The following is a 20,734-nucleotide window of genomic DNA, read 5'->3' on the forward strand; positions in this document are numbered from 1 at the left end:
TCCGTCCCCAATACCGCCAGGGACTCCGCTCCAGGCGACGGCTCCGCGCGACCTTCCAGCGCGCGAGCCGCACTCCCACAGCAAGGTCCTCGGTGTAGCGCGGCGGACGTGTCCCGGCGAGGACCATCGGCGCACACCCGCCCGTCATTCCCAGGGATGCCGTCAAGGCCGGAAGTGATGGCCGGGCGGCTGGTGACCGTCCCAGGAACCAGTGAGGGTGAGAGGCCCGCGCACCCTGGGTGGTCGCTCCCGGAAGCCCTCGTTATTTCTGAAGGACTGTGGACGCCTCCGTCTCCTTCCAGGCTCGAAGGCCGCTCATCACGGTGACGCCCCACGGGCTCTATTGTGAGCCTGGAGGTTTCCACATCGACCCCTGGCATCCGGTGGAGCGGGCGCTCATCACCCACGCACATGGGGACCACGCGCGCTCGGGCCACCAACGCTACCTGGGCACCCGAGCGGGCGAGGGGCTGCTGCGACGTCGCGTGGGCGCCGACTCGCACATCGACTCCCTGGAGTATGGCGAGCCGCTGAAGCTCAACGACGTCACCGTCAGCTTCCACCCGGCGGGCCACGTGCTGGGCAGCGCGCAGCTCCGCGTCGAGCACCGGGGCGAGGTGTGGGTCATCTCCGGCGACTACAAGCGCGCGGCGGACCCGACATGCGCGCCGTTCGAGGTGGTGCGCTGCCACACGTTCATCACCGAGGCGACGTTCGGCCTCCCCATCTTCCGTTGGGATGACACGCGAGAAGTGGCGGAGGACATCCTGCGGTGGTGGGACGCGAATCGCGCGGTGGGGCGCGCGGCGGTGCTGTTCTGCTACGCCCTGGGCAAGGCCCAGCGAGTCCTGGCGGAGCTGGCGCGGCTGACGGACCGGCCCGCCTTCGTCCATGGCGCGATGCAGAGCCTGGTGGAGGTGTACCGGGACGCGGGCGTGAAGATGATTCCCACGCACTTGGTGTCGGAGGTGGCCAAGGGCACGTCGTTCGCGGGCGCGCTGGTGCTGGCGCCGCCGAGCGCGGGCGGGTCCACCTGGATGCGGCGGTTCGGCGAAGCGGAGACGGGCTTCGCCTCGGGCTGGATGCGCGTGCGCGGCAATCGACGGCGTCGCGGCTTCGACCGGGGCTTCGTGCTGTCGGACCACGCGGACTGGCCCGACCTGCTGCGCACGGTCGCTGACACGGGAGCGGAGCGGGTGCTCACCACGCACGGCTCCGCGGAGCCCCTGGCGCGCTACCTCCGCGAGCAGGGCGTGGACGCCTCTCCGCTGGCAACGCAGTTCGAGGGCGAGGCGGAGGACTGACCCATGCGACGACTCGCGGACCTGTACGAGCGCCTGGACCAGACCACCTCCACCAACGCGAAGGTGGACGCCCTCACGCGCTACTTCCAGGAGGCGCCTCCCGAGGACGCCGCGTGGGCGCTGTACTTCCTCACGGGACAGAAGCTGAAGCGACTGCTCACCACGAAGCTGCTGGTGGGATGGACCCAGGAGCTGACGCACATTCCCGACTGGCTGTTCGCGGAGGTGTACGCCTCCGTGGGGGACCTCGCGGAGGTCATCTCCCTGCTGCTGGACAACCTGGAGCGGCCGAGCACACCGGAGGAGCTGCCGCTGTCGCAGTGGCTCACGGAGCGCCTGCTGCCCCTGCGCGTGCTGGACGCGACGGCTCAGCGCGAGCGGGTGGTGTCCTGGTGGCGCTCCATGCCTCGGCGAGAGGTCTTCCTGCTGAACAAGATGCTCACCGGGGAGCTGCGCGTGGGTGTCTCCTCCACGCTGGTGGTCCGAGCCCTCGCGAAGGTGGCGGGACTTCCCGCACCGGACGTCGCTCACCGGTTGATGGGGACCTGGACTCCCTCGAAGGAGTTCTTCCAGCAGCTCGTCTCGCCGGAGGTCTCGGATGCGGAGCACTCGCGCCCGTATCCGTTCTATCTGGCGTCTCCCCTGGAGCAGCCGCCGGAGGCGCTGGGCGACCTCTCGGAGTGGTTGGTCGAATGGAAGTGGGACGGCATCCGAGGCCAGCTCCTCCACCGGAAGGGTGACGTGTATCTCTGGAGTCGGGGCGAGGAGCTCATCACCGACCGCTTCCCCGAAATCACCGAGGCGGCGAAGGCCCTTCCCGAAGGCGTCGTGCTGGACGGCGAGGTGTTGGCGTACGAGGACGGCCAGCCCCTGCCCTTCGCCCGCCTCCAGCGCCGCATCGGCCGTCAGAAGTTGACGCCGAAGGTGCTCGCGGAGGCCCCCGCGGCCTTCATCGCGTACGACCTGCTGGAGCAGGACGGGCAGGACCTGCGTGCACTGCCACTGCGCGAGCGCCGCGAGCGACTGGCCGCGCTGCTGAAGCACCACCCCACCTTCCCACTGTCTCCCGCCGTGGAGGCTTCTTCCTGGGAGGCGTTGGCGCACACGCGAAGCGAGGCACGTGAGCGCAACGTCGAGGGCTTCATGCTCAAGCGCTTGAGTTCCCCGTACCTCACGGGCCGCAAGCGCGGCGACTGGTGGAAGTGGAAGATCGACCCATTCACAGTGGACGCGGTGCTGCTCTACGCGCATCCGGGACACGGCCGTCGCTCCTCGCTGTACACCGACTACACCTTCGCCGTGTGGAACGGGACGGACCTGCTCCCGGTGACGAAGGCGTACTCGGGCCTCACCGACGAGGAGATTAGCCGACTGGACCGATGGATTCGCGCGCACACGCGCGAGAAGTTCGGACCGGTGCGCTCGGTGGAGCCCGAGCAGGTCTTCGAGCTGCACTTCGAGGGCATCCAGAAGTCACCGCGTCACAAGTCGGGCGTCGCGCTGCGCTTCCCTCGCATCGCCCGCTGGCGCACGGACAAGAAGCCGCAGGACGCTGACTCCCTGGACTCGCTCAAGGAGCTGCTCCATGCCGGCGCGTAGGTCGCCCTCGCTGCGAGCCCAGCTCCAGGCGAAGAGAAAGGCGCTCCACCAAGCCCCGACACCGACGCCCCCCGAGAGCCCGCGACGAGGGAGGAAGCGAGCGAAGCCACGCGAGCCGGCGCCCTCCACGAAAGCGTCGAGCGCCCCGCCGATGGAGCGACTCCGGGGCTGGTTCGCCTCGAAGGGCTGGACGCCCTACGCCTTCCAGGAGGAGGCCTGGGCCGCGTATGCGCGCGGGGACAGCGGGCTCATCCATGTCCCCACGGGCGCGGGGAAGACCTACGCCGCCTATCTCGCGCCGCTGGCGGAGGTGGCCGAGCACGGTGAGAAGGGCCTCCAGATTCTCTACGTGACGCCCCTGCGCGCGGTGTCGCGTGACGTGGAGCAGGCCCTTCGCGAGCCGCTGAACGTGCTCGACACGGACCTCGACGTGGAGAGCCGCACCGGAGACACCTCGTCGTCGGTGCGCCAGCGACAACGACAGCGACTCCCCGAGGTGCTCATCACCACGCCCGAGTCGCTCTCCGTCCTGCTCTCGAACGAGCGCGCACCGGAGCTGTTCTCCTCACTGCGCGCCGTCATCGTCGACGAGTGGCACGAGCTGCTCGGCTCCAAGCGAGGCACACAGACGGAGCTCGCCCTGGCCCGCTTGCGAGGCTTCTCACCACGCCTGCGCACCTGGGCCCTGTCCGCCACACTCGCCAACCTGGAGGAGGCCGCGCGACACGGGGTCGGCACCGGCCCGCGCCCCACCCTCATCAGCGCGGACCTGGAGCGTCCGGTGGAGGTGGAGACGTTGTTGCCGGACCAGGTGGACACGTTTCCGTGGGCGGGGCACCTGGGCTTCACCATGCTGGCCCGCGTGGCCGCGCGGCTGGACCCGGCGAAGTCGACGCTCATCTTCACCAACACGCGCTCGCAGGCGGAGCGCTGGTTCGAGGGCCTGCGCTTCGCGCGTCCGGAGTGGGAACACCTGCTCGCGCTGCACCACGGCTCCATCGACCGCGACGAGCGGGAGCGCGTGGAGCGAGGACTCAAGGACGGCTCGCTGCGCTTCGTCGTGTGCACCTCGTCGCTGGACCTGGGCGTGGACTTCGGCCCCGTGGAGCGCGTGGTGCAGGTGGGCAGTCCCAAGGGAATCGGCCGGACACTCCAGCGCGCGGGCCGAGGCGCCCACCGCCCCGAGGCCACGTGCAACATCCTCTTCGTCCCCACGCACGCGCTGGAGCTGGTGGAGATGGCCGCCGCCCGAGACGCGCTCGCGCTCAAGGAGGTCGAGCCGCGCATACCCCCTGGTAAGCCCTTGGACGTGCTGGCCCAGCACCTGGTGACGTGCGCGCTTGGAGGAGGCTTCACCCGTGAGGCCCTGCTCGATGAGGTGCGCGGCGCCACGGCCTACGCGGGCCTCACGGACGAGGAGTTCGACTGGACGCTCACCCTGGTGCGCGAGGGCGGCCCCACGCTGACGGCCTACCCGGAGTTCCGCCGCGTGGAGGAGCACGAGGGCCGCTTCGTCGTGAAGGACGCGCGCGTCGCCCGGCTGCACCGGCTCAACATCGGCACCATCACCTCCGATGCGGTGGTGGAGCTGCGCTACTGGAGCGGGGGCAGGCTGGGCAGCGTGGAGGAGTCCTACGTCAGCCGGCTCCGGCCAGGAGACACCTTCCAGTTCGCCGGCAAGAAGCTGGAGCTCGGCCGGCTCCAGGGGCTCACCGCCTATGTGCGGCCCGTGAAGACGAAGGTGACGCAGACCCCACGCTGGGGTGGAAGCCGCCTGCCGCTGTCCACGTCCCTGGCCGCCGCCGTGCGCCGCACACTCGACTCCGCGCGCCACGGCGACGTCACCTCCGACGAGCTCGCCGCCGCGTGGCCCGTCCTCGAAGCCCAGGAGCGCCTGTCGCGAATCCCCTCGGCTGGCGCGCTGCTCGCGGAGGTGTGCCAGACGCGTGACGGGCACCACCTCTTCCTCTATCCCTTTGAAGGACGACGGGTGCACGAGGGACTCGCGGCCCTGCTCGCCCTGCGCCTGACGCGACTCCAGAAGGCCACCTTCAGCGTGTCAGTGAATGACTACGGCCTGGAGCTGCTCAGCCCCGCGCCCTATCCGTTCGAGGAGGCGCTGCGCCCCCACCTCTTCACGCGAGAGCACCTGGTGGAGGACGTGCTCAAGAGCGTCAACGTGGGCGAGCTGACGAAGCGCCAGTTCCGGGACATCGCCCGCGTGGCGGGGCTGGTGCTGCCGGGGCTGCCCGGGGCTCGCAAGTCCACGCGGCAGGTCCAGACGAGCGCCGCCCTCCTCCATGATGTCTTCGCCCGCTATGACCCGGGACACCTGCTGCTCACCCAGGCCCGCCGCGAGGTGCTGGAGCAACAGTTCGAGCAGGGCCGCATGGAGCGCGCGCTGGAGCGCATGGAGTCGAGCCCCCTGGAATTGCTCCACGTCCGGAGGCCCACGCCGCTGGCCTTCCCGCTCGTTGTCGAGCGCATCAGCGCCAGCCTCTCCAGCGAGTCCCTCCTGGAGCGGGTGGAGCGCATGAAGGAGCGATGGACGCGCGACGATGCCAGGTCCGCGTAGGCGGCACCCCACTGGAGCTGCTCCCGGAGCGGGCCCTGCACTGGCCCGAGGCCCGCACCCTCGCGGTGGCCGACCTCCATTGGGGCAAGACGGAGAGCTTCCAGCAGCACGGCATCCCCCTGCCGCTCGGCGTATTGGAGGACGACCTGGCTCGCCTGTCCTCGGCGCTCGCCAGCACGGGGGCCCGTCGGCTGCTGGTCCTGGGCGACCTCGTCCACTCCCGGGAGGGCCTCACCCCCGCGCTCATCAAGAGGCTCGCGGCCTGGCGCGCTTCCCATGCCGACGTGGAGCTGGTGCTGGTGCGGGGCAATCATGACCTCCGGGCGGGCCCCCTGCCCGAGGAGTGGCGGATGGACGTCCACGAGTCCCACCTGGACGAGGGCCCCTTCCGCTTCGCCCACCACCCCACCGCTGCCACAGGCCGCTACGTGTGGGCCGGTCATCTTCACCCCACCGTGAGGCTGTCGGCTGGCGGGGACCGCCTCCGTCTTCCATGCTTCCACCTTGGGTCCGGGGTGGGCGTGCTCCCGGCCTTCAGCGCCTTCACCGGCGGACTCGACATGCCGCGCCGACCCGGGGCGCGCGTCTTCGCCATCGCCGGCCCCTCCGTGGTCGAGGTGTAGGATGAGCGACTCCAAGCGCCGCAAGATTCTGGGCATCATCGCCACGGACACCACCTTCGAGCGCACCGAGCATCGGGGGCGCGAGGCCTGGCTGGGCAAGTGCCTGCACTGCAACGCCCATCTGATGGTGGGGCTGGATGGCGAGCCCATCAGCCGGGCCACCATCGAGCACATCCTCCCGCGAACCGCCGGAGGAACGGACGCGCCGGAGAACCTGGGCCTGGCGTGCGCCCGCTGCAACCAGGGCAAGGGCAGCCGACATGACCCCCACTATCATCGTGACTCACGGGTCCGGGAGCTGGTGGAGAAGCTGCTCGCCCGCCGCAAGCAGCGCTGGCGGGAGCCGGCCGGCGCGGACTCCGAGTAACAGCGTCTCAAGCCCGAGCCGACGACATGTCTCTGTCGGGCGAGAAACCCGCGCGCCGGTCTGCCCATACCTTGTGTGAGCATCACACCGAGACACCCCAGCACGGTTGATGATCCGCCTCTGACGGGCTCGGGCTCAACGTCACTTCCTCCCGCCAGAAGAGAGATTCATCACCTCCGGACCGCGATTTCCCGCCTCCGCGCGAGGAAGTGGTATCCCACGGCTCCACAACATTCAGAATGGTTGACACTGCCGTGTCGATGGTCGATGGTCCCGCGCCGCGTTGGGTTGGGACAGGAGGAGGGACCCGCCCGCGGCAACATCCATAGAGGTTTCGTTGGACGTGACTGCTTCGCCTTCCGCGCGCCAGGAGCCGCCCCCCCGCCCCGCCGGGGCCGGGATCGCTCCGCCGCTCCTCGCGTTCAGCCGCCTTCTCGCCTCTTCCTCCTCTCCTGTCACCGCAGTTGTCGAAGCCCCCTTGCCCATGGTCCTGGTATGAGCGGCCCTCTGTTTCCACGCTGGACGAACACGGTGTCTCGGCTGTCCGCCGCGGCGCTTCTTGCCGTGCCCGCCATCGGTATCGGCGGCCTCATGGCTTACGTACGGTCTCCGTACGTCACGAACCAGCAGATGCCCATCGAGCAGCCCATCGAATTCGACCACCGCCACCATGCGGGGGACGAGAAGATCGACTGCCAGTACTGCCACTGGAGTGTGGACAAGGCGCCCTCCGCGGGCATCCCTTCCACCACCGTGTGCATGTCCTGCCACGCCCAGGTGTGGAACAAGAGCCCGTACCTCACCGAGGTGCGCAAGGCCTTCTTCGCCGACTCGCCCATCCAGTGGGTCCGCGTCCACAACCTGCCGGACTTCGTCTACTTCAACCACGCCATCCACGTGAACAAGGGCGTGGGCTGCGCCAGCTGCCACGGTCGCATCGACCAGATGGCCGCGGTGGAGCAGTTCGCCCCGCTGACCATGGCGTGGTGTCTGGAGTGTCACCGCAATCCCGAGCCGCATCTGCGGCCGTCGGAGTTCATCACGTCGATGACGTGGACTCCGCCGTCGGACAAGGCCGAGGCCATCGCGCTCGGCGAGAAGCTGAAGGCTGAGTACGACGTCCACTCGCGCACGAGCTGCTCCACATGCCACCGATGAACACGAAGCGCGACGGCGCCCCGTCGCAGGAATCCTCTTCCTTCGCGCTCCCGGTCGTCTCGGACCGGCCCGCCGCGGTGCCTGACGCCGTCGGTGAGGCACTGGAGCACGCCGCCGCGAACGCCAACTCCGCCGAGCACGGCTATGGCCAGTCGTACTGGCGCAGCTTGGAGGAGAAGCTGGGCACCTCCGAGTACATGGAGGAGTCCCGCCCGGAGTTCCCCGTGGGCGCGGACCTGCCCCCCACCGGCTTCGTGCGCCGCGAGTTCATGCAGCTGCTCGGCGCCTCGCTGGCCCTGGCCGGCGCCACGGCCTGCAGCACCCGTCCCCAGGACGAGAAGCTGCTGCCGTACACGAAGACGCCGCCGGAAGTGACGCCCGGCAACCCCCTGCACTACGCGTCCGCGATGACGCTGTCCGGCCACACCTCCGGCCTGCTCATCACCGCCCGCGAGGGTCGCCCCGTGAAGGTCGAGGGCAACCCGGACCACCCGGTCAACCAGGGCGCCGCCTGCACCTTCGAGCAGGCGTGGCTGCTGTCGCTCTATGACCCGAGCCGCGCGCGCGTGCTGCGCCAGGGCAAGACGCCCCGCGCCCAGCGCGTGTTCAATGAAACCATCGCGTCCCTGGTCGGCAAGTCCGCCGCGGAGAACGGTGGCTCGCGCGTGCGCTTCCTCACGGAGGCGGTGGGTTCGCCGCTGACGAGCGACCTGCGCAACCGCATCATCAAGAAGCTGCCCAACGCGCGCTTCCACAGCGCGTCCTCCAACCAGGACACGCAGGCGGACACGCTGCGCACCCTGTTCGGCGGGCAGCACGTGGCCGCGCTGTACGACTTCTCCCAGGCGGACATCGTCCTGTCGCTGGACGCGGACTTCCTGGAGAGCTGCCCGGGCAACCTGCGCCACATCCGCGAGTTCGCGGACCGTCGCGACCCGCGCAAGGGCAAGCTCAACCGCCTGTACATGGCGGAGGCCCGCTTCTCCATCACCGGCGGCATGGCGGACCACCGCCTGCGCCTGAAGTCGCAGGAGGTCCTCGGCCTCGCCGCCGCGGTGGCCCAGGCCATCGGTGGCACCGCCGCGTCCCTGGCCGGCGCCGCCGCCGCCAAGTCGCCGCTGCGCGGTGAGCTGGGCAACTGGGTGCAGGCGGTCTCCGCCGACCTGCGCGCCGCCGGCCCCGGCCGGTCCCTGGTCATCGCGGGTGAGCGTCAGCCGGCCGCGGTCCACGCGCTGGCCCACGCCATCAACAACGCGCTCGGCAACGGCGACAAGACGGTCCGCTACATCCAGGCCCCCATCGCCGAGGCGACGGGCATGTCGCAGGTCCGCGCCCTGGTGGAGGACATCGAGGCCGGCCGCGTCGACACGCTGGTCATCACCGCCTACAACCCCGTCTTCACGCTGCCGGACGACGTGGGCCTGGGCAAGGTGCTGAGCAAGGACCACCCCGCCCGCGCCAAGCTCAACGTCCTCTACACGTCGCTCTACGAGGACGAGACCAGCGCGCACGTCGACTGGTTCATCCCCGCGGCGCACCCGCTGGAGACGTGGGGCGACGGCCGCTCGGTGGAGGGCACCGTCTCCATCGCCCAGCCGCTCATCCAGCCGCTCTTCAACGGCATGCCGGAGTCGGAGCTGTTCGCGCTGTTCCTGGACGAGCCCTTCCGCCCCTCCTACCAGCTCCTGCGCGACTACTGGCGCGGCCAGACGGCCAACCCGGCCGACTTCGAGGCCCGCTGGGAGTCCTGGGTGGCCCAGGGCTTCATCGAGAACACCGCGTCCAACCCCGTCGCGGGCTCGCCGGACTTCGGCGCCGCCGCCTCGCTGGTCTCGGGCTACACGCCCCCGGCCTCGGGTGACCTGGAGCTGAACTTCGTCAACGACTACAAGGTCTACGACGGCCGCTTCGCCAACAACTCCTGGCTCCAGGAGCTGCCCGAGCCCATCACCAAGATGGTCTGGGACAACGCCGCCCTGCTGGGTCCGGACACGGCGAAGGCGCTGAACTTGGCCCCCGGCGACATGGCGGAGCTGAGCTACAACGGCCAGAAGCTGACGGTGCCGGTGTGGATTGTCCCCGGCCACGCGGACAACACGGTGACCATTGCCCTGGGCTACGGCCGCAATGGTCTGCACGAGCAGGTCGCCAAGGGCGTGGGCTTCAACGTCAACCCCATCCGCACCAGCAAGAACCCCTGGTTCGACGGCGGCGCCACGCTCACCAAGGTGCGCGGCAGCTACAAGTTCAGCCTGACCCAGACGCACTGGCGCATGGAGAACCGTCCCCTCGCGCTGGACATGCCCATCTCCGAGCTGGAGCACCCCTCCAAGGAGACGGAGCACACGCTGCACCGCGTGAAGGGCGAGCTCAAGCAGGGCATCCAGGACAACCTCGTCGATTTCGACTACTCCAAGGGCTACAAGTGGGGCATGGCCATCGACCTGTCCCGCTGCACGGGCTGCAGCGCGTGCGTGGTGGCCTGCCAGGCGGAGAACAACATCCCCGTCGTGGGCAAGGAGCAGGTGGGCCGCAGCCGTGAGATGAACTGGCTGCGCATCGACCGGTACTTCGAGGGTCCGGAGAACGACCCGAAGATGGTCATGCAGCCCGTGATGTGCGTGCACTGCGAGAAGGCCCCCTGCGAGTACGTGTGCCCGGTGAACGCCACCGTGCACTCGGACGAGGGCCTGAACGACATGGTGTACAACCGCTGCGTCGGCACGCGGTACTGCTCCAACAACTGCCCGTACAAGGTCCGCCGCTTCAACTACCTGCACTACACTGCGGGGAAGACGGCCACCGAGAAGATGCTGATGAACCCGGATGTCACGGTGCGCAACCGCGGCGTCATGGAGAAGTGCACGTACTGCGTGCAGCGCATCGAGCGCGCCCGCATCGACGCGCGCGTCCAGAAGCACCTCATCAAGGAAGCGGACCTCAAGACGGCGTGCCAGCAGACGTGCGCCGCGCAGGCCATCGTCTTCGGCTCGCTCAATGACGAGAACCAGCTCGTCAGCCAGCTCTCCGAGGACGTGCGCGCCTACAAGCTCCTGCACGAGCTGGGCACCCGTCCGCGCACCTCGCACCTCATCCGCGTGCGCAACCCGAATTCCGCCCTCGAGCCGGCCAAGGCCGCGACGAACGAAGGGAGCCACTAATCATGGCCGAGACCGCCGCCACCCATCCGCTCGATCCGCTCGAGCCCCGGGACCTCGTCGCGCCGCACCACGACGACAAGTCCCTCAACGAGACGCTGCTGGACCATGTCTGGCGCAAGCCGGGCAAGGGCTGGTTCATGCTCTTCGGCCTGACGCTCAGCGCGCTGGGTCTGCTCGTCGTCGGTGTCACCTACACGCTCGCCCGAGGCATCGGCGTGTGGGGCAACAACCAGCCGGTCGGCTGGGCGTTCGACATCATCAACTTCGTCTGGTGGGTCGGTATCGGCCACGCCGGTACGCTCATCTCCGCCATCCTCCTGCTCTTCCAGCAGAAGTGGCGCACGAGCATCAACCGCTTCGCCGAAGCCATGACGCTGTTCGCCGTCATGTGCGCGGGTCTCTTCCCGCTGCTGCACACCGGCCGTCCCTGGTTCGCCTTCTGGCTGTTCCCCTACCCCAGCACCCTGGGCGCGTGGCCGCAGTTCCGCTCCCCGCTGGTGTGGGACGTGTTCGCCATCTCCACGTACCTCACGGTGTCCGCGCTGTTCTGGTTCGTGGGCCTCATCCCGGACCTGGCCGCGCTGCGTGACTCGTCCAAGACGAAGATTCAGCGCACCATCTACGGCCTGTTCGCGCTCGGCTGGCGCGGCTCCGGTCGGCACTGGCACAACTACAAGATCGCCTACCTGCTGCTGGCCGGCCTCTCCACGCCGCTCGTCGTCTCGGTGCACACCATCGTTTCGTTCGACTTCGCCGTGTCCCTGCTGCCCGGCTGGCACGCGACCATCTTCCCGCCCTACTTCGTGGCCGGCGCCGTGTTCAGCGGCTTCGCGATGGTGATTACGCTCATCGTCCCGGCGCGCAAGTACCTGGGTCTGCGGGACGTGATTACGGACCGCCACCTGGAGAACATGAACAAGGTCATCCTCGCGACGGGCCTGCTCGTGTCCTACGGGTACCTGATGGAGCACTTCGTCGCCTGGTACTCGCAGAACCAGTTCGAGTTCTGGACCTTCTACGTGAACCGCGCCACGGGCCCCTACGCCGGCGTGTACTGGCTGATGATCACGTGCAACGTCGTCACGCCGAACATCTTCTGGTTCAAGAAGTGCCGCACCAGCATCCCCATCATGTGGGTGGCCTCCATCGCGGTGAATATCGGCATGTGGTGCGAGCGCTTCATCATCATCGTGACGTCGCTCTCCCAGGACTTCCTGCCCTCGTCATGGGGCATCTACTCCCCCACGTGGGTGGACTGGTGCATCTACGTCGGCACCCTGGGCCTGTTCGGCACCCTGTTCCTGCTGTTCCTGAAGTTCGTGCCCGCGGTGGCCATCAGCGAAGTGAAGGAGCTGCAGCTGGAGCTCAAGCACGCCGCCCACCAGAAATCCCACGGAGAGCACTAGAGTCATGGAAGCCACTGTCCTCGATTCCTGGGTGCTGGCCGAGTTCGAGACGCCAGATGTCCTCGTGGATGCCACCCGCCAGATGCGGGAGAAGGGCTTCCAGGGGATGGACACCTACTCTCCGTACCCGCTGCACGGCGGCTCGGAGGCCCTGGGCCTGCCCCCCTCCAAGGTCCCCTTCATCGCGCTGTGCGGCGGCCTCACCGGCCTGACCACGGCGCTCGCCATGCAGACCTGGATGAACACGTACGACTACCCGCTGAACATCGGTGGTCGTCCGCTGTTGTCCCTGCCGGCGTGGGTGCCGATCACGTTCGAGCTGAGCGTGCTGTTCGCCGCGTTCGGCATCTTCTTCGGCCTGTTGGGACTGAGCCGGCTGCCGCAGCCGTACCACCCCGTCTTCGAGTCGGAAGCCTTCCGCACCGCGTCCACGCACGGCTACTGGCTGAGCGTGCCGCATGCGACGGGCCAGGACGCGGCGGCCGTCATTGACCAGCTCAAGGCCCTGGGTGCCACCCAGGTGACCGTCGTCACGGGAGAGAAGGAATGAGGTGGCTCATCCCCGCCGCCGGACTCGTCGCCCTGTCGGGCTGCGACGTCCCCTCGGAGTTCCTCCAGCGCATGGAGCACCAGGCCAAGTACGAGTACTACGAGGCCTCTGACTTCTGGGCGGACGGCCGTGCCATGCGCACGCCCCCGGCTGGAACGGTGCCCCGCGAGCGCTTCGCCAGCATGCCGGAGCTCAAGGACCCCACCGCCCGGCAGACGGCCCTCAGCGGCCGCGCCAACGGCCAGCCCGTGGCCACCATCCCCGTGACGGTGGACCAGACGCTGCTGACCCTGGGTCAGAAGAAGTACAACATCGTCTGTTCGCAGTGCCACGGCGTGCTCGGCGACGGCAACAGCGTGGTGGCGGAGAACATGGCCCTGCGCCTGCCGCCGTCCCTGCTGGAGCTGGAGAGCAAGGCCGCGGGCCACTTCTACACGGCCATCAACGAGGGCTACGGCGTGATGCCGTCCTTCTCCGGTGAGCTGGACGTGCGTGAGCGCTGGGCCGTGGTCGCCTACGTCCGCGCCCTCCAGGAAGCTCGCAACACCCGTACGGGCGGACAGCAGCCCGTCCCGCAGGAGAACCGATGACCCCCGCAGCCGAAGCCCCAGCTCACCTCGAGCGCTACACCGGCACGCCGAAGCTGATGATTCCAGCGTTCGGCGCGGGCGCCCTGGGCATCCTGGCCACCCTGGCCATCTTCTTCCTCACCGACGCCAAGGGCGCGGCCGCCCACAGCTACCTGCTCGCCTTCGCCTATTGGGTGGGCATCAGCGTGGCCTTCACCATCATGGTGGCCATCTTCCACACGGCGAAGGCCAAGTGGCTCATCGTCCTGCGCCGCACGATGGAGACGGGCGCGTCCGTCATCCCCATCTTCCTGCTGCTCATCATCCCCGTGATTCTGATGGCGGGGTATCTGTACCCCTGGTGGCCGGGCTCGCCGCTGCGCGCCGGCATCACCGGCCTGGAGTCCGAGCACCTGGCGCACAAGGAGCACGGCTACCTGAACTGGCCGTTCACGCTCTTCCGCCACGTCATCTACTTCTCGGTGTGGATCTTCGCCGCCTGGAAGCTGCGCGGGCTGAGCCTGAAGCAGGACACCGAAGGCGGGCTGGACCTCACGGTGCGCATGCGCCGCTTCGCCCCTGGCATCCTGCCCTTCCTGGCGCTGACCATCACCTTCGCGTCCTTCGACTGGCTGATGAGCCTCACGCCGCTGTGGCAGTCCACGATGTTCGGCGTCTACTACTTCGCGGGCAGCTTCCTGTCGGCCTTCTGCGTCCTCACCATCGTCACCACGATGGCCCGGGGCAAGGACCTCTACGGCAACGTGGTGACGACGGCCCACTTCCACAACCTGGGCAAGCTGATGCTGGCCTTCACGGCGTTCTGGGCCTACATCGCCTTCTCCCAGTTCATGCTGGTGTGGATCGCCAACATCCCGGAAGAGGCGCCCTGGTACGGCCTGCGCATCTTCGGCGCGTGGAAGCCGATGTCCATCGCCCTGTTCTTCGGCCACTTCGTGCTGCCGTTCTTCGTGCTGCTGTCACGGAATCTGAAGCTGCAGCCCCGCCGGCTGTCGGTGGTCGCCGTCTACCTGCTGGTCATCCACGCGGTGGACATGTACTGGCTCATCTGGCCGGCGCTGACGGGCAACAAGGGTCCGAGCTTCGACCCCCTGTCGCTCATCTCGCTCGTCGCCGCCTTCGTGGGCGTGGGTGGCATCGCGGTGGGCTTCGCGCTCAAGAACGCGCGCGGCAACTACACGATGCCGGTGAAGGACCCGTACATCGCGGAGTCCCTGAGGTACGTGCAGCCATGAAGAAGACCCAGGTGGAGCTCGAGTCGCGTGTCATCGTCGGCGCCCACGGTGTGGCCGCCGAGGAAGACCACATCGTGATGAGCAAGATCATCGGCATTGGCGCCGGCTCGCTCGTCATCTTCGCGGTGGGAATCGTCTGGGCGTACGCCATCCAGGTGCGGACCATGAAGGAGGCCCAGCCGGACGGTCCTCCTCCGCGTCCGGCGGCCATGGGGCAGTACGAGGTCGGCATCGTCAACCAGCGCCTGTTCGAGCAGGACTGGCACGCCGAGGAGAAGATTGGCGGCCAGCAGCAGGCCCTGCAGGCGGGCTGGGGTGACCAGCCGGGCGTCAAGGCGCACCCCAACCTCGACGAGGCGATGAAGTCGGTCATCACCAAGAGCCGCAACCCGCCCCCGGCCCCCCCCGCGCCGGCCCCGCAGCAGGCGCCGGAGCCCGCACCGGCTCCTCAGCAGTAGCAGTAGCTTCCCTCCCCTGCCTCGCGTAAGAGCCGCCCGCGATGATGTCCATCCTCTCCTACATCTCCCCGTGTGCCCCGCGCCGGGGGATGCTCCCCGCCGTGGCGCTGCTCCTGGCCACGGCGCTCCCGGCCTCCGCGATGCCGGGCGGGGGCAAGACGCCCCGCGCCATCGTCGAAGCGCAGTCGGACGCGCCCCCCCAGCTCAAGGGCGTGGACGTGGAGGAGCACCTGGGTGAACCGGTGCCCCTGCACACCCGCTTCATCGACGGGAGCGGGCAGGAGGTGACGCTGGGCTCGGTGCTGCCCAAGACGCGTCCCACCCTGCTGACGCTCGTGTATTACAACTGCCCCATGCTCTGTAACCTGGTGCTCAACGCCCAGGTGAAGACCATGCGGGAGCTGGGGCTGGAGCTGGGCCGTGACTACGAAGCCGTCACGGTCAGCGTGGACCCCGAAGACACCCCGGCGATGAGCAACGAGCGCCGGCGCAAGCACCTTCAGTCCATGGGGAAGCCGGAGAGCGCGCCCTGGCACTTCCTCACGGGCACCGACGAGCAGATCCACCGCCTCGCGGACGCGGTGGGCTTCAAGTACACGTATGACGCGAGCACCAAGCAGTACGCCCACCCCGCGGTGGTGATGGTGCTCACGCCGGAGGGGAGCATCTCCCGGTATCTGTACGGGACGGACTTCCCCGCCAAGGACACGAAGCTGGCGTTGCTGGAGGCGGCAGGTGGCCGCGTGGGGACCAGCCTCGACCGCGTGGTGATGTCCTGCTTCAAGTACGACACCGCGACCCGGCGGTACGGCTTCTACATCTTCGGGTTCATCCGCCTGGGCGGCATGGCTGTCTTCCTCGCCCTGGCGACGATGCTGATCTATTTCTGGAGGCGCGAGCTGAAGAAAGGCGCGGCGGCATGAGCGAGCTTCTCAACAACCTTCTGTTCCTCCCGGAGAGCGCGTCCACGTTCGCGGAACGGGTCGACCTGCTGCACCACTTCGTCGTGGGAACGACGATGGTGATGTCGGCTGGCGTTGGCCTCGCGGCGCTGTTCATGTTCTTCCGGTACCGCCGGCGGATTCCCGACCAGGCGACCGAGTATGTCGTCCCCACGCTGAAGACGGAGTTCCTCTTCGTCTCCGTGCCGCTGGTGTTCTTCCTGGCCTGGTTCGGTATCGGCTTCAGGGACTTCACCTGGGTCACCACGCCGCCCAAGGACGCGATGGACGTCTACGTCATGGGCAAGCAGTGGATGTGGAAGTTCGCGTACCCGGAGGGCCCCAACGGCGTGAACGTCCTTCACGTCCCGGCCAACCGTCCGGTCCGCCTGCTGATTACATCCCGGGACGTGCTGCACTCGTTCTACGTCCCGGCCTTCCGCATCAAGATGGATGCGCTGCCGGGTCGCTACACGCAGATCTGGTTCGAGGCGACCAAGCCCGGCACGTACCAGGTGCTCTGCACCGAGTACTGCGGCCTGTCGCACTCGAAGATGCTCGCGGAGGTCGTGGTCCTCCCCCAGGAGGAGTACGACGTCTGGATAAAGGACCAGCGCCGCGGCCGGCTGCAGGACCGCCAGGACGCGCTCGCGGACACCTCGCTGGTGCCGCCGGTGGCGCGTATGGTGGACCAGGGCCAGGTGCTGGCTGGCACGCAGGGCTGCCTGAAGTGCCACTCGGTGGATGGCTCGGCGCACATTGGCCCCACCTTCGTTGGCATGTATGACCGCGTGGAGAAGCTGGATGACGGCCAGACCATCCGCGTGGACGAGGCCTACATCACCCAGTCGATGATGGACCCTGGAGCCCACCTGGTGTCGGGCTACCAGAATGTGATGCCGACGTATCAGGGCAAGCTGCAGGGCCCCGAGACGGCCGCCATCGTCGAGTACATCAAGTCGCTTCGCACTCCGAACGTCCGCGAGGGCGCCTCCGAGGGACCCGCCTATGACCCCATCCAGTAGCCTCGATACGGCGGGGGCCGCCCCGCACGACGAGCACCACGACCACCACCCGAGCTATCTGGTGGACGGCACCACCATCAAGAGCTGGCTCTTGACGGTGGACCACAAGCGCATCGGCGTGATGTTCCTGTTCTTCATCCTGCTGTTCTTCCTCGTGGGCGGCATCTTCGCGCTGCTCATCCGGGTGGAGCTGCTGACGCCGGGTCCGACCATCATGGACGCGATGACGTACAACCGTACGTTCACGCTCCATGGCCTGGTGATGATCTTCCTGTTCATGATTCCGGCGATTCCGGCCGTCTTCGGCAACTTCATGTTGCCGCTGATGCTGGGCGCCAAGGACGTGGCCTTCCCCCGGCTGAACCTCGCGTCGTTCTACATCTACCTGACGGGCGCCGTGTTCATGCTCTGGGGCATGCTCAACGGCGGCCTGGACACGGGCTGGACGTTCTACACCCCGTACAGCACGCACACGACGACGACGGTGGCGCCGGTGATGTTCGGCGCGTTCATCATCGGGTTCAGCTCCATCGCCACGGGCATCAACTTCATCGTCACCTGCCACACGATGCGCGCGCCCGGCATCACCTGGTTCAAGATGCCCCTGTTCGTCTGGGCCATCTACGCCACCAGCTGCATCCAGGTGCTCGCGACGCCGGTCATCGGTCTGCTGACGGTGCTGGTGGCGGTGGAGAACCTGTTCAGCTTCGGCATGTTCGACCCGGCGCGCGGCGGCGACCCGGTGCTCTTCCAGCACCTGTTCTGGTTCTACAGCCACCCGGCCGTGTACATCATGGTGCTGCCCGCCTTCGGTGTGATGAGCGAGGTCGTCAGCACGTACAGCCGCAAGAACATCTTCGGCTACCGCGCGGTGGCGTACTCCAGCCTCGGCATCGCCTTCGTGGGCTTCTTCGCCTGGGGCCACCACATGTTCGTGTCCGGTCAGTCGACCTTCGACGCGGGCGTGTTCGGTGTGCTGACCATGCTGGTGGGTGTGTTCACCGCCATCAAGGTCTTCAACTGGGTGGGCACCGTCTACAAGGGCGCCGTCGAGTTCTCGACGCCGTTCGCCTACTTCTGCGGCTTCCTGTTCTTCACCGTGTTCGGTGGCATGACGGGAATCGCGCTGGGCACGGTGTCGCTGGACGTCCCGTGGCACGACACCTACTTCGTCGTCGCGCACTTCCACTTCATCATGGTGGGAGCGACCATCATGGCCTTCCTGGCCTCCCTCCACTACTGGTTCCCGAAGATGTTCGGGAAGACGTACCACGAGGGATGGGGCCTGGTGTCCGCGGCGCTCATCATCCTGGGCTTCAACGCGACGTTCATCCCCCAGTTCCTGGTGGGCAACAACGGCATGCCGCGCCGGTACTATGACTACCCGGAGCGCTTCCAGGCCCTGAACGTGGCCTCCACCGCGGGCGCGTCGCTGCTCGCCTTCGGCTTCCTCATCATCGCGTTCTACCTGACGTACGCGCTGGTGTTCGGCGAGGCCTCTGGCAAGAACCCGTGGCGCAGCAAGGGCTACGAGTGGGTGAGCGAGTCGCCTCCGCCGACGCACAACTTCGTGGGCCCGCAGGTGACCTTCCCCGAGGAGCCCCACTTCTACGTCGACCCGAAGAAGGCCGAGGTTCCCGATGCAGTCTAGCGCCCACACCGCCGACGGCACGGCCAACGTGCCGCGCCTGGCGGCCCACTTCGCGTCGCTCGAGGTGCAGAACCATGCCGCCCGCCTGGGCATGTGGCTGTTCCTGGCGACGGAAATCCTGCTCTTCGCCGGCCTGTTCGTCTGCTACGGCTGCTACCGCTTCCTCTTCCCGGAGGCGTGGGCGGCCGGCAGCCGGAGCCTGGACCTGTTCTGGGGCACGGTGAACACCATCGTCCTCATCACCTCCTCGCTGACCGCGGCGCTCGCGGTGCACTACGCGAAGGAAGGCAAGAACAAGGAAGTGGGCGTGATGTTCGCGCTCACCCTGGTGATGGCGATGGGCTTCCTCGTCATCAAGTACTTCGAGTACCACCACAAGTTCGACATCGGGACGCTGCCGGGCCGGTACTACTTCTACGAGGGGATGCAGATGCCCGGCATCACCCTCTACTTCACGGTCTACTTCTGCTCGACGGCGCTGCACGCGCTGCACGTCGTCATCGGCATGACGGTGCTGGCGGTGGCGATGGTCCGCGCGTTCACGAAGAAGGACTTCGGCCCCAACAACTACACGATGGTCGAGCTGGGCAGCATGTACTGGCACCTCGTCGACCTGGTGTGGATCTTCCTGTTCCCCATGCTGTACCTGGTCTGAGGGCGACACCACCATGGCCATCGCCAACGAATCCCATCAGGAAGAGAAGAACATGCACGAGCACCACGGAGCGGGCCGCTACTGGCTCATCTGGGGTGTCCTGCTGGTGCTGACGGTCGTCACCGTCGTCACCGGCCGCATGCACCTGCCGTCCTTCGGACTGCTGCTCGCGCTCGTCATCGCCACCGTGAAGGGCACGCTCGTCGCGCTGTACTTCATGCACCTGTCCGAGCACCGGGGCGCCAACCGAATCGTGTTCGGCGTCTCCATCGTCTTCGTGGTGCTGATGCTCGTCATCCCGCTGGCGGACTTCGGCACGCGCTTCCGCGGCGCCAACCCGCCCGGCTCGCAGTACAGCGACCTGCAGCCCCCTGATATCGGCACGGGCGCGCAGCGCGGCCGGTTCGGCGGTGGGCTGAGGCCGAACCAGACGAAGGACACGCCGGAGACTCCGGAGCCGGGGCACCACTGAATACCCGGGGTCTTCCTTCACGGATGGCCCCCTGCTTCAACCGCGCGGCGCCGAGGGAGACTTCCCCGGCGCCGCGTTGCTTTTGACGGCCGTCTACAGCGCGACTTCGAGGTTGAAGGCCAGCGCGGTGTCCGTGGACACCTTGCCCTCGGGCGGCTTGCTGTCGTGCTTCACCAGGAAGCTGACGCCCAGGGACAGCGCCTCCGTCAGGCTCACCGCGAGCTGCGTCTGGCTGTTGGCCAGCACGCGGGAGTCACCGATGACGCTCAGCAGCACCTCGGCGTCCTCCTTCAGGAGGACCTCCTTGGTGATGCCGTAGCGGAAGGCCACGCCGAAGCGCGGACCGCCCAGGTCCACGTCCGGCAAGTCGAGCCGCGACGGGTAGTACTGGAAGCGCGTCTCGCGCGCGTAGCGGAAGGCGAGGTCCGTGCGCAGGTAGGACTCGCGCTCGTCCTTCGACTTCTCGTCCCACCAGAGGACGCCCAAGCCGCCTTCGCCGGAGGTCCGCGACTCGACGCTGCCCACGTGGTCCGTCAGCGCCCCCGCCAGCAGGTAGCCGCTGAGCATCTTCGTGAAGCGACGGTCCCCGCGCAGCTCGATGCCCGCGTTGAGCGCCACCAGCTGCGACTCCGCCTCCTCCCCCGTCACTTCCGGCGGGCGGCTGCGGCCGTAGTTGCCGAAGGCCTTCACGCCATAAATCCAGTGCTCGGTGGTGCGCGACGCGCTGGCCAGGCCGCTGAACGTCAGCGTGGACGCGTTGCCCGTCAGGGAGATGAGGCCCAGGCCCACGACGATGTCCCACTCCTCCTTCTTCTTCGCGGCGGCGGCAGCGGCGGCAGTGGCGTCCGGCGCGGCGGCAGCCTGGGGCGTGGCACCGGCGGCGATGTTCGCGGCGCGCTCGGCGGCCTCGGCGGCGCGGGCGCTGGCCTCGGCGGCGCGCTCGGCGGCGGCGGCGGCGCGCTCG

The 20,734-nt window shown here is 68.0% G+C and carries 18 protein-coding genes; 17 read left to right on the forward strand and 1 reads right to left on the reverse strand.

Annotation, left to right across the window (positions count from 1 at the left end):
- The first annotated feature begins 278 nt into the window (after nt 1–278).
- The 17 genes from LZ199_RS17920 to LZ199_RS18000 all read left to right on the forward strand — a co-directional run bounded on the left by LZ199_RS17920 (nt 279) and on the right by LZ199_RS18000 (nt 19,770).
- Nucleotides 279–1,304 carry a ligase-associated DNA damage response exonuclease gene (locus LZ199_RS17920; RefSeq protein WP_253994917.1) on the forward strand — a complete coding sequence of 342 codons (1,026 nt, stop codon included), beginning with the start codon at nt 279–281 and terminating at the stop codon, nt 1,302–1,304.
- Between the two features lie 3 nt (nt 1,305–1,307).
- A complete protein-coding gene (locus LZ199_RS17925) occupies nt 1,308–2,903 on the forward strand; it encodes an ATP-dependent DNA ligase (protein WP_253994918.1) in 1,596 nt (531 codons plus the stop codon).
- Between the two features lie 151 nt (nt 2,904–3,054).
- Entirely contained in the window at nt 3,055–5,478 is a 2,424-nt protein-coding gene (locus tag LZ199_RS17930) for a ligase-associated DNA damage response DEXH box helicase (protein ID WP_253994919.1), read from the forward strand.
- Complete coding sequence (gene pdeM / locus LZ199_RS17935; RefSeq protein WP_253994920.1) at nt 5,448–6,101, forward strand: ligase-associated DNA damage response endonuclease PdeM; 654 nt, start codon at nt 5,448–5,450, stop codon at nt 6,099–6,101. The genes LZ199_RS17930 and pdeM overlap by 31 nt, the downstream gene beginning before the upstream one ends.
- 1 nt (nt 6,102) lies before the next feature.
- Nucleotides 6,103–6,468 (forward strand): HNH endonuclease, encoded by a 366-nt coding sequence (locus tag LZ199_RS17940; protein WP_253994921.1) that lies wholly within the window; start codon nt 6,103–6,105, stop codon nt 6,466–6,468.
- A gap of 495 nt (nt 6,469–6,963) precedes the next feature.
- Nucleotides 6,964–7,626, forward strand: coding sequence for a cytochrome c3 family protein (locus LZ199_RS17945; RefSeq protein ID WP_253994922.1), 663 nt, complete (start codon nt 6,964–6,966; stop codon nt 7,624–7,626).
- Nucleotides 7,623–10,787 carry a TAT-variant-translocated molybdopterin oxidoreductase gene (locus LZ199_RS17950; protein WP_253994948.1) on the forward strand — a complete coding sequence of 1,055 codons (3,165 nt, stop codon included), beginning with the start codon at nt 7,623–7,625 and terminating at the stop codon, nt 10,785–10,787. The genes LZ199_RS17945 and LZ199_RS17950 overlap by 4 nt, the downstream gene beginning before the upstream one ends.
- 2 nt (nt 10,788–10,789) lie before the next feature.
- Entirely contained in the window at nt 10,790–12,193 is a 1,404-nt protein-coding gene (gene nrfD / locus LZ199_RS17955) for an NrfD/PsrC family molybdoenzyme membrane anchor subunit (RefSeq protein WP_253994923.1), read from the forward strand.
- Between the two features lie 4 nt (nt 12,194–12,197).
- Nucleotides 12,198–12,743, forward strand: coding sequence for a DUF3341 domain-containing protein (locus LZ199_RS17960; protein WP_253994924.1), 546 nt, complete (start codon nt 12,198–12,200; stop codon nt 12,741–12,743).
- The gene (locus LZ199_RS17965; protein WP_253994925.1) at nt 12,740–13,333 is read left to right on the forward strand and encodes a c-type cytochrome; all 594 of its coding nucleotides are present in this window, start codon (nt 12,740–12,742) and stop codon (nt 13,331–13,333) included. Before LZ199_RS17960 ends, LZ199_RS17965 begins: the two co-directional genes overlap by 4 nt.
- Nucleotides 13,330–14,568, forward strand: a complete 1,239-nt coding sequence (locus LZ199_RS17970; RefSeq protein ID WP_253994926.1) for a hypothetical protein — start codon at nt 13,330–13,332, stop codon at nt 14,566–14,568. The genes LZ199_RS17965 and LZ199_RS17970 overlap by 4 nt, the downstream gene beginning before the upstream one ends.
- Nucleotides 14,565–15,026 (forward strand): hypothetical protein, encoded by a 462-nt coding sequence (locus LZ199_RS17975; RefSeq protein ID WP_253994927.1) that lies wholly within the window; start codon nt 14,565–14,567, stop codon nt 15,024–15,026. Before LZ199_RS17970 ends, LZ199_RS17975 begins: the two co-directional genes overlap by 4 nt.
- Before the next feature lie 41 nt (nt 15,027–15,067).
- Nucleotides 15,068–15,949: an SCO family protein gene (locus tag LZ199_RS17980; protein ID WP_253994928.1), complete on the forward strand. Its 882-nt coding sequence runs from the start codon at nt 15,068–15,070 to the stop codon at nt 15,947–15,949.
- A complete protein-coding gene (gene coxB, locus LZ199_RS17985) occupies nt 15,946–16,992 on the forward strand; it encodes a cytochrome c oxidase subunit II (RefSeq protein ID WP_141646863.1) in 1,047 nt (348 codons plus the stop codon). Before LZ199_RS17980 ends, coxB begins: the two co-directional genes overlap by 4 nt.
- On the forward strand, nt 16,976–18,643 hold the full coding sequence (locus tag LZ199_RS17990) for a cbb3-type cytochrome c oxidase subunit I (protein ID WP_253994929.1): 1,668 nt from the start codon (nt 16,976–16,978) through the stop codon (nt 18,641–18,643). The genes coxB and LZ199_RS17990 overlap by 17 nt, the downstream gene beginning before the upstream one ends.
- Nucleotides 18,633–19,298: a cytochrome c oxidase subunit 3 family protein gene (locus tag LZ199_RS17995; RefSeq protein WP_253994930.1), complete on the forward strand. Its 666-nt coding sequence runs from the start codon at nt 18,633–18,635 to the stop codon at nt 19,296–19,298. Before LZ199_RS17990 ends, LZ199_RS17995 begins: the two co-directional genes overlap by 11 nt.
- 13 nt (nt 19,299–19,311) lie before the next feature.
- On the forward strand, nt 19,312–19,770 hold the full coding sequence (locus LZ199_RS18000) for a cytochrome C oxidase subunit IV family protein (RefSeq protein ID WP_253994931.1): 459 nt from the start codon (nt 19,312–19,314) through the stop codon (nt 19,768–19,770).
- Between the two features lie 93 nt (nt 19,771–19,863).
- Here LZ199_RS18000 and LZ199_RS18005 read toward each other — a convergent pair.
- A partial coding sequence (locus LZ199_RS18005) for a DUF481 domain-containing protein (protein ID WP_253994932.1) occupies nt 19,864–20,734 on the reverse strand: 871 nt, incomplete at its 5' end.

Source organism: Myxococcus qinghaiensis (assembly GCF_024198215.1).
Taxonomy (GTDB): Bacteria; Myxococcota; Myxococcia; order Myxococcales; family Myxococcaceae; genus Myxococcus; species Myxococcus qinghaiensis.

Bases quoted from the DNA above. Each gene is read 5' to 3' on its own strand.
- LZ199_RS17925 (WP_253994918.1), top strand. From the start codon at position 1,308: ATGCGACGACTCGCGGACCTGTACGAGCGCCTGGACCAGACCACCTCC.
- LZ199_RS17930 (WP_253994919.1), top strand. From the start codon at position 3,055: ATGGAGCGACTCCGGGGCTGGTTCGCCTCGAAGGGCTGGACGCCCTAC.
- pdeM (WP_253994920.1), top strand. From the start codon at position 5,448: ATGGACGCGCGACGATGCCAGGTCCGCGTAGGCGGCACCCCACTGGAG.
- LZ199_RS17940 (WP_253994921.1), top strand. From the start codon at position 6,103: ATGAGCGACTCCAAGCGCCGCAAGATTCTGGGCATCATCGCCACGGAC.
- LZ199_RS17945 (WP_253994922.1), top strand. From the start codon at position 6,964: ATGAGCGGCCCTCTGTTTCCACGCTGGACGAACACGGTGTCTCGGCTG.
- LZ199_RS17950 (WP_253994948.1), top strand. From the start codon at position 7,623: ATGAACACGAAGCGCGACGGCGCCCCGTCGCAGGAATCCTCTTCCTTC.
- nrfD (WP_253994923.1), top strand. From the start codon at position 10,790: ATGGCCGAGACCGCCGCCACCCATCCGCTCGATCCGCTCGAGCCCCGG.
- LZ199_RS17960 (WP_253994924.1), top strand. From the start codon at position 12,198: ATGGAAGCCACTGTCCTCGATTCCTGGGTGCTGGCCGAGTTCGAGACG.
- LZ199_RS17965 (WP_253994925.1), top strand. From the start codon at position 12,740: ATGAGGTGGCTCATCCCCGCCGCCGGACTCGTCGCCCTGTCGGGCTGC.
- LZ199_RS17970 (WP_253994926.1), top strand. From the start codon at position 13,330: ATGACCCCCGCAGCCGAAGCCCCAGCTCACCTCGAGCGCTACACCGGC.
- LZ199_RS17975 (WP_253994927.1), top strand. From the start codon at position 14,565: ATGAAGAAGACCCAGGTGGAGCTCGAGTCGCGTGTCATCGTCGGCGCC.
- LZ199_RS17980 (WP_253994928.1), top strand. From the start codon at position 15,068: ATGATGTCCATCCTCTCCTACATCTCCCCGTGTGCCCCGCGCCGGGGG.
- coxB (WP_141646863.1), top strand. From the start codon at position 15,946: ATGAGCGAGCTTCTCAACAACCTTCTGTTCCTCCCGGAGAGCGCGTCC.
- LZ199_RS17990 (WP_253994929.1), top strand. From the start codon at position 16,976: ATGACCCCATCCAGTAGCCTCGATACGGCGGGGGCCGCCCCGCACGAC.
- LZ199_RS17995 (WP_253994930.1), top strand. From the start codon at position 18,633: ATGCAGTCTAGCGCCCACACCGCCGACGGCACGGCCAACGTGCCGCGC.
- LZ199_RS18000 (WP_253994931.1), top strand. From the start codon at position 19,312: ATGGCCATCGCCAACGAATCCCATCAGGAAGAGAAGAACATGCACGAG.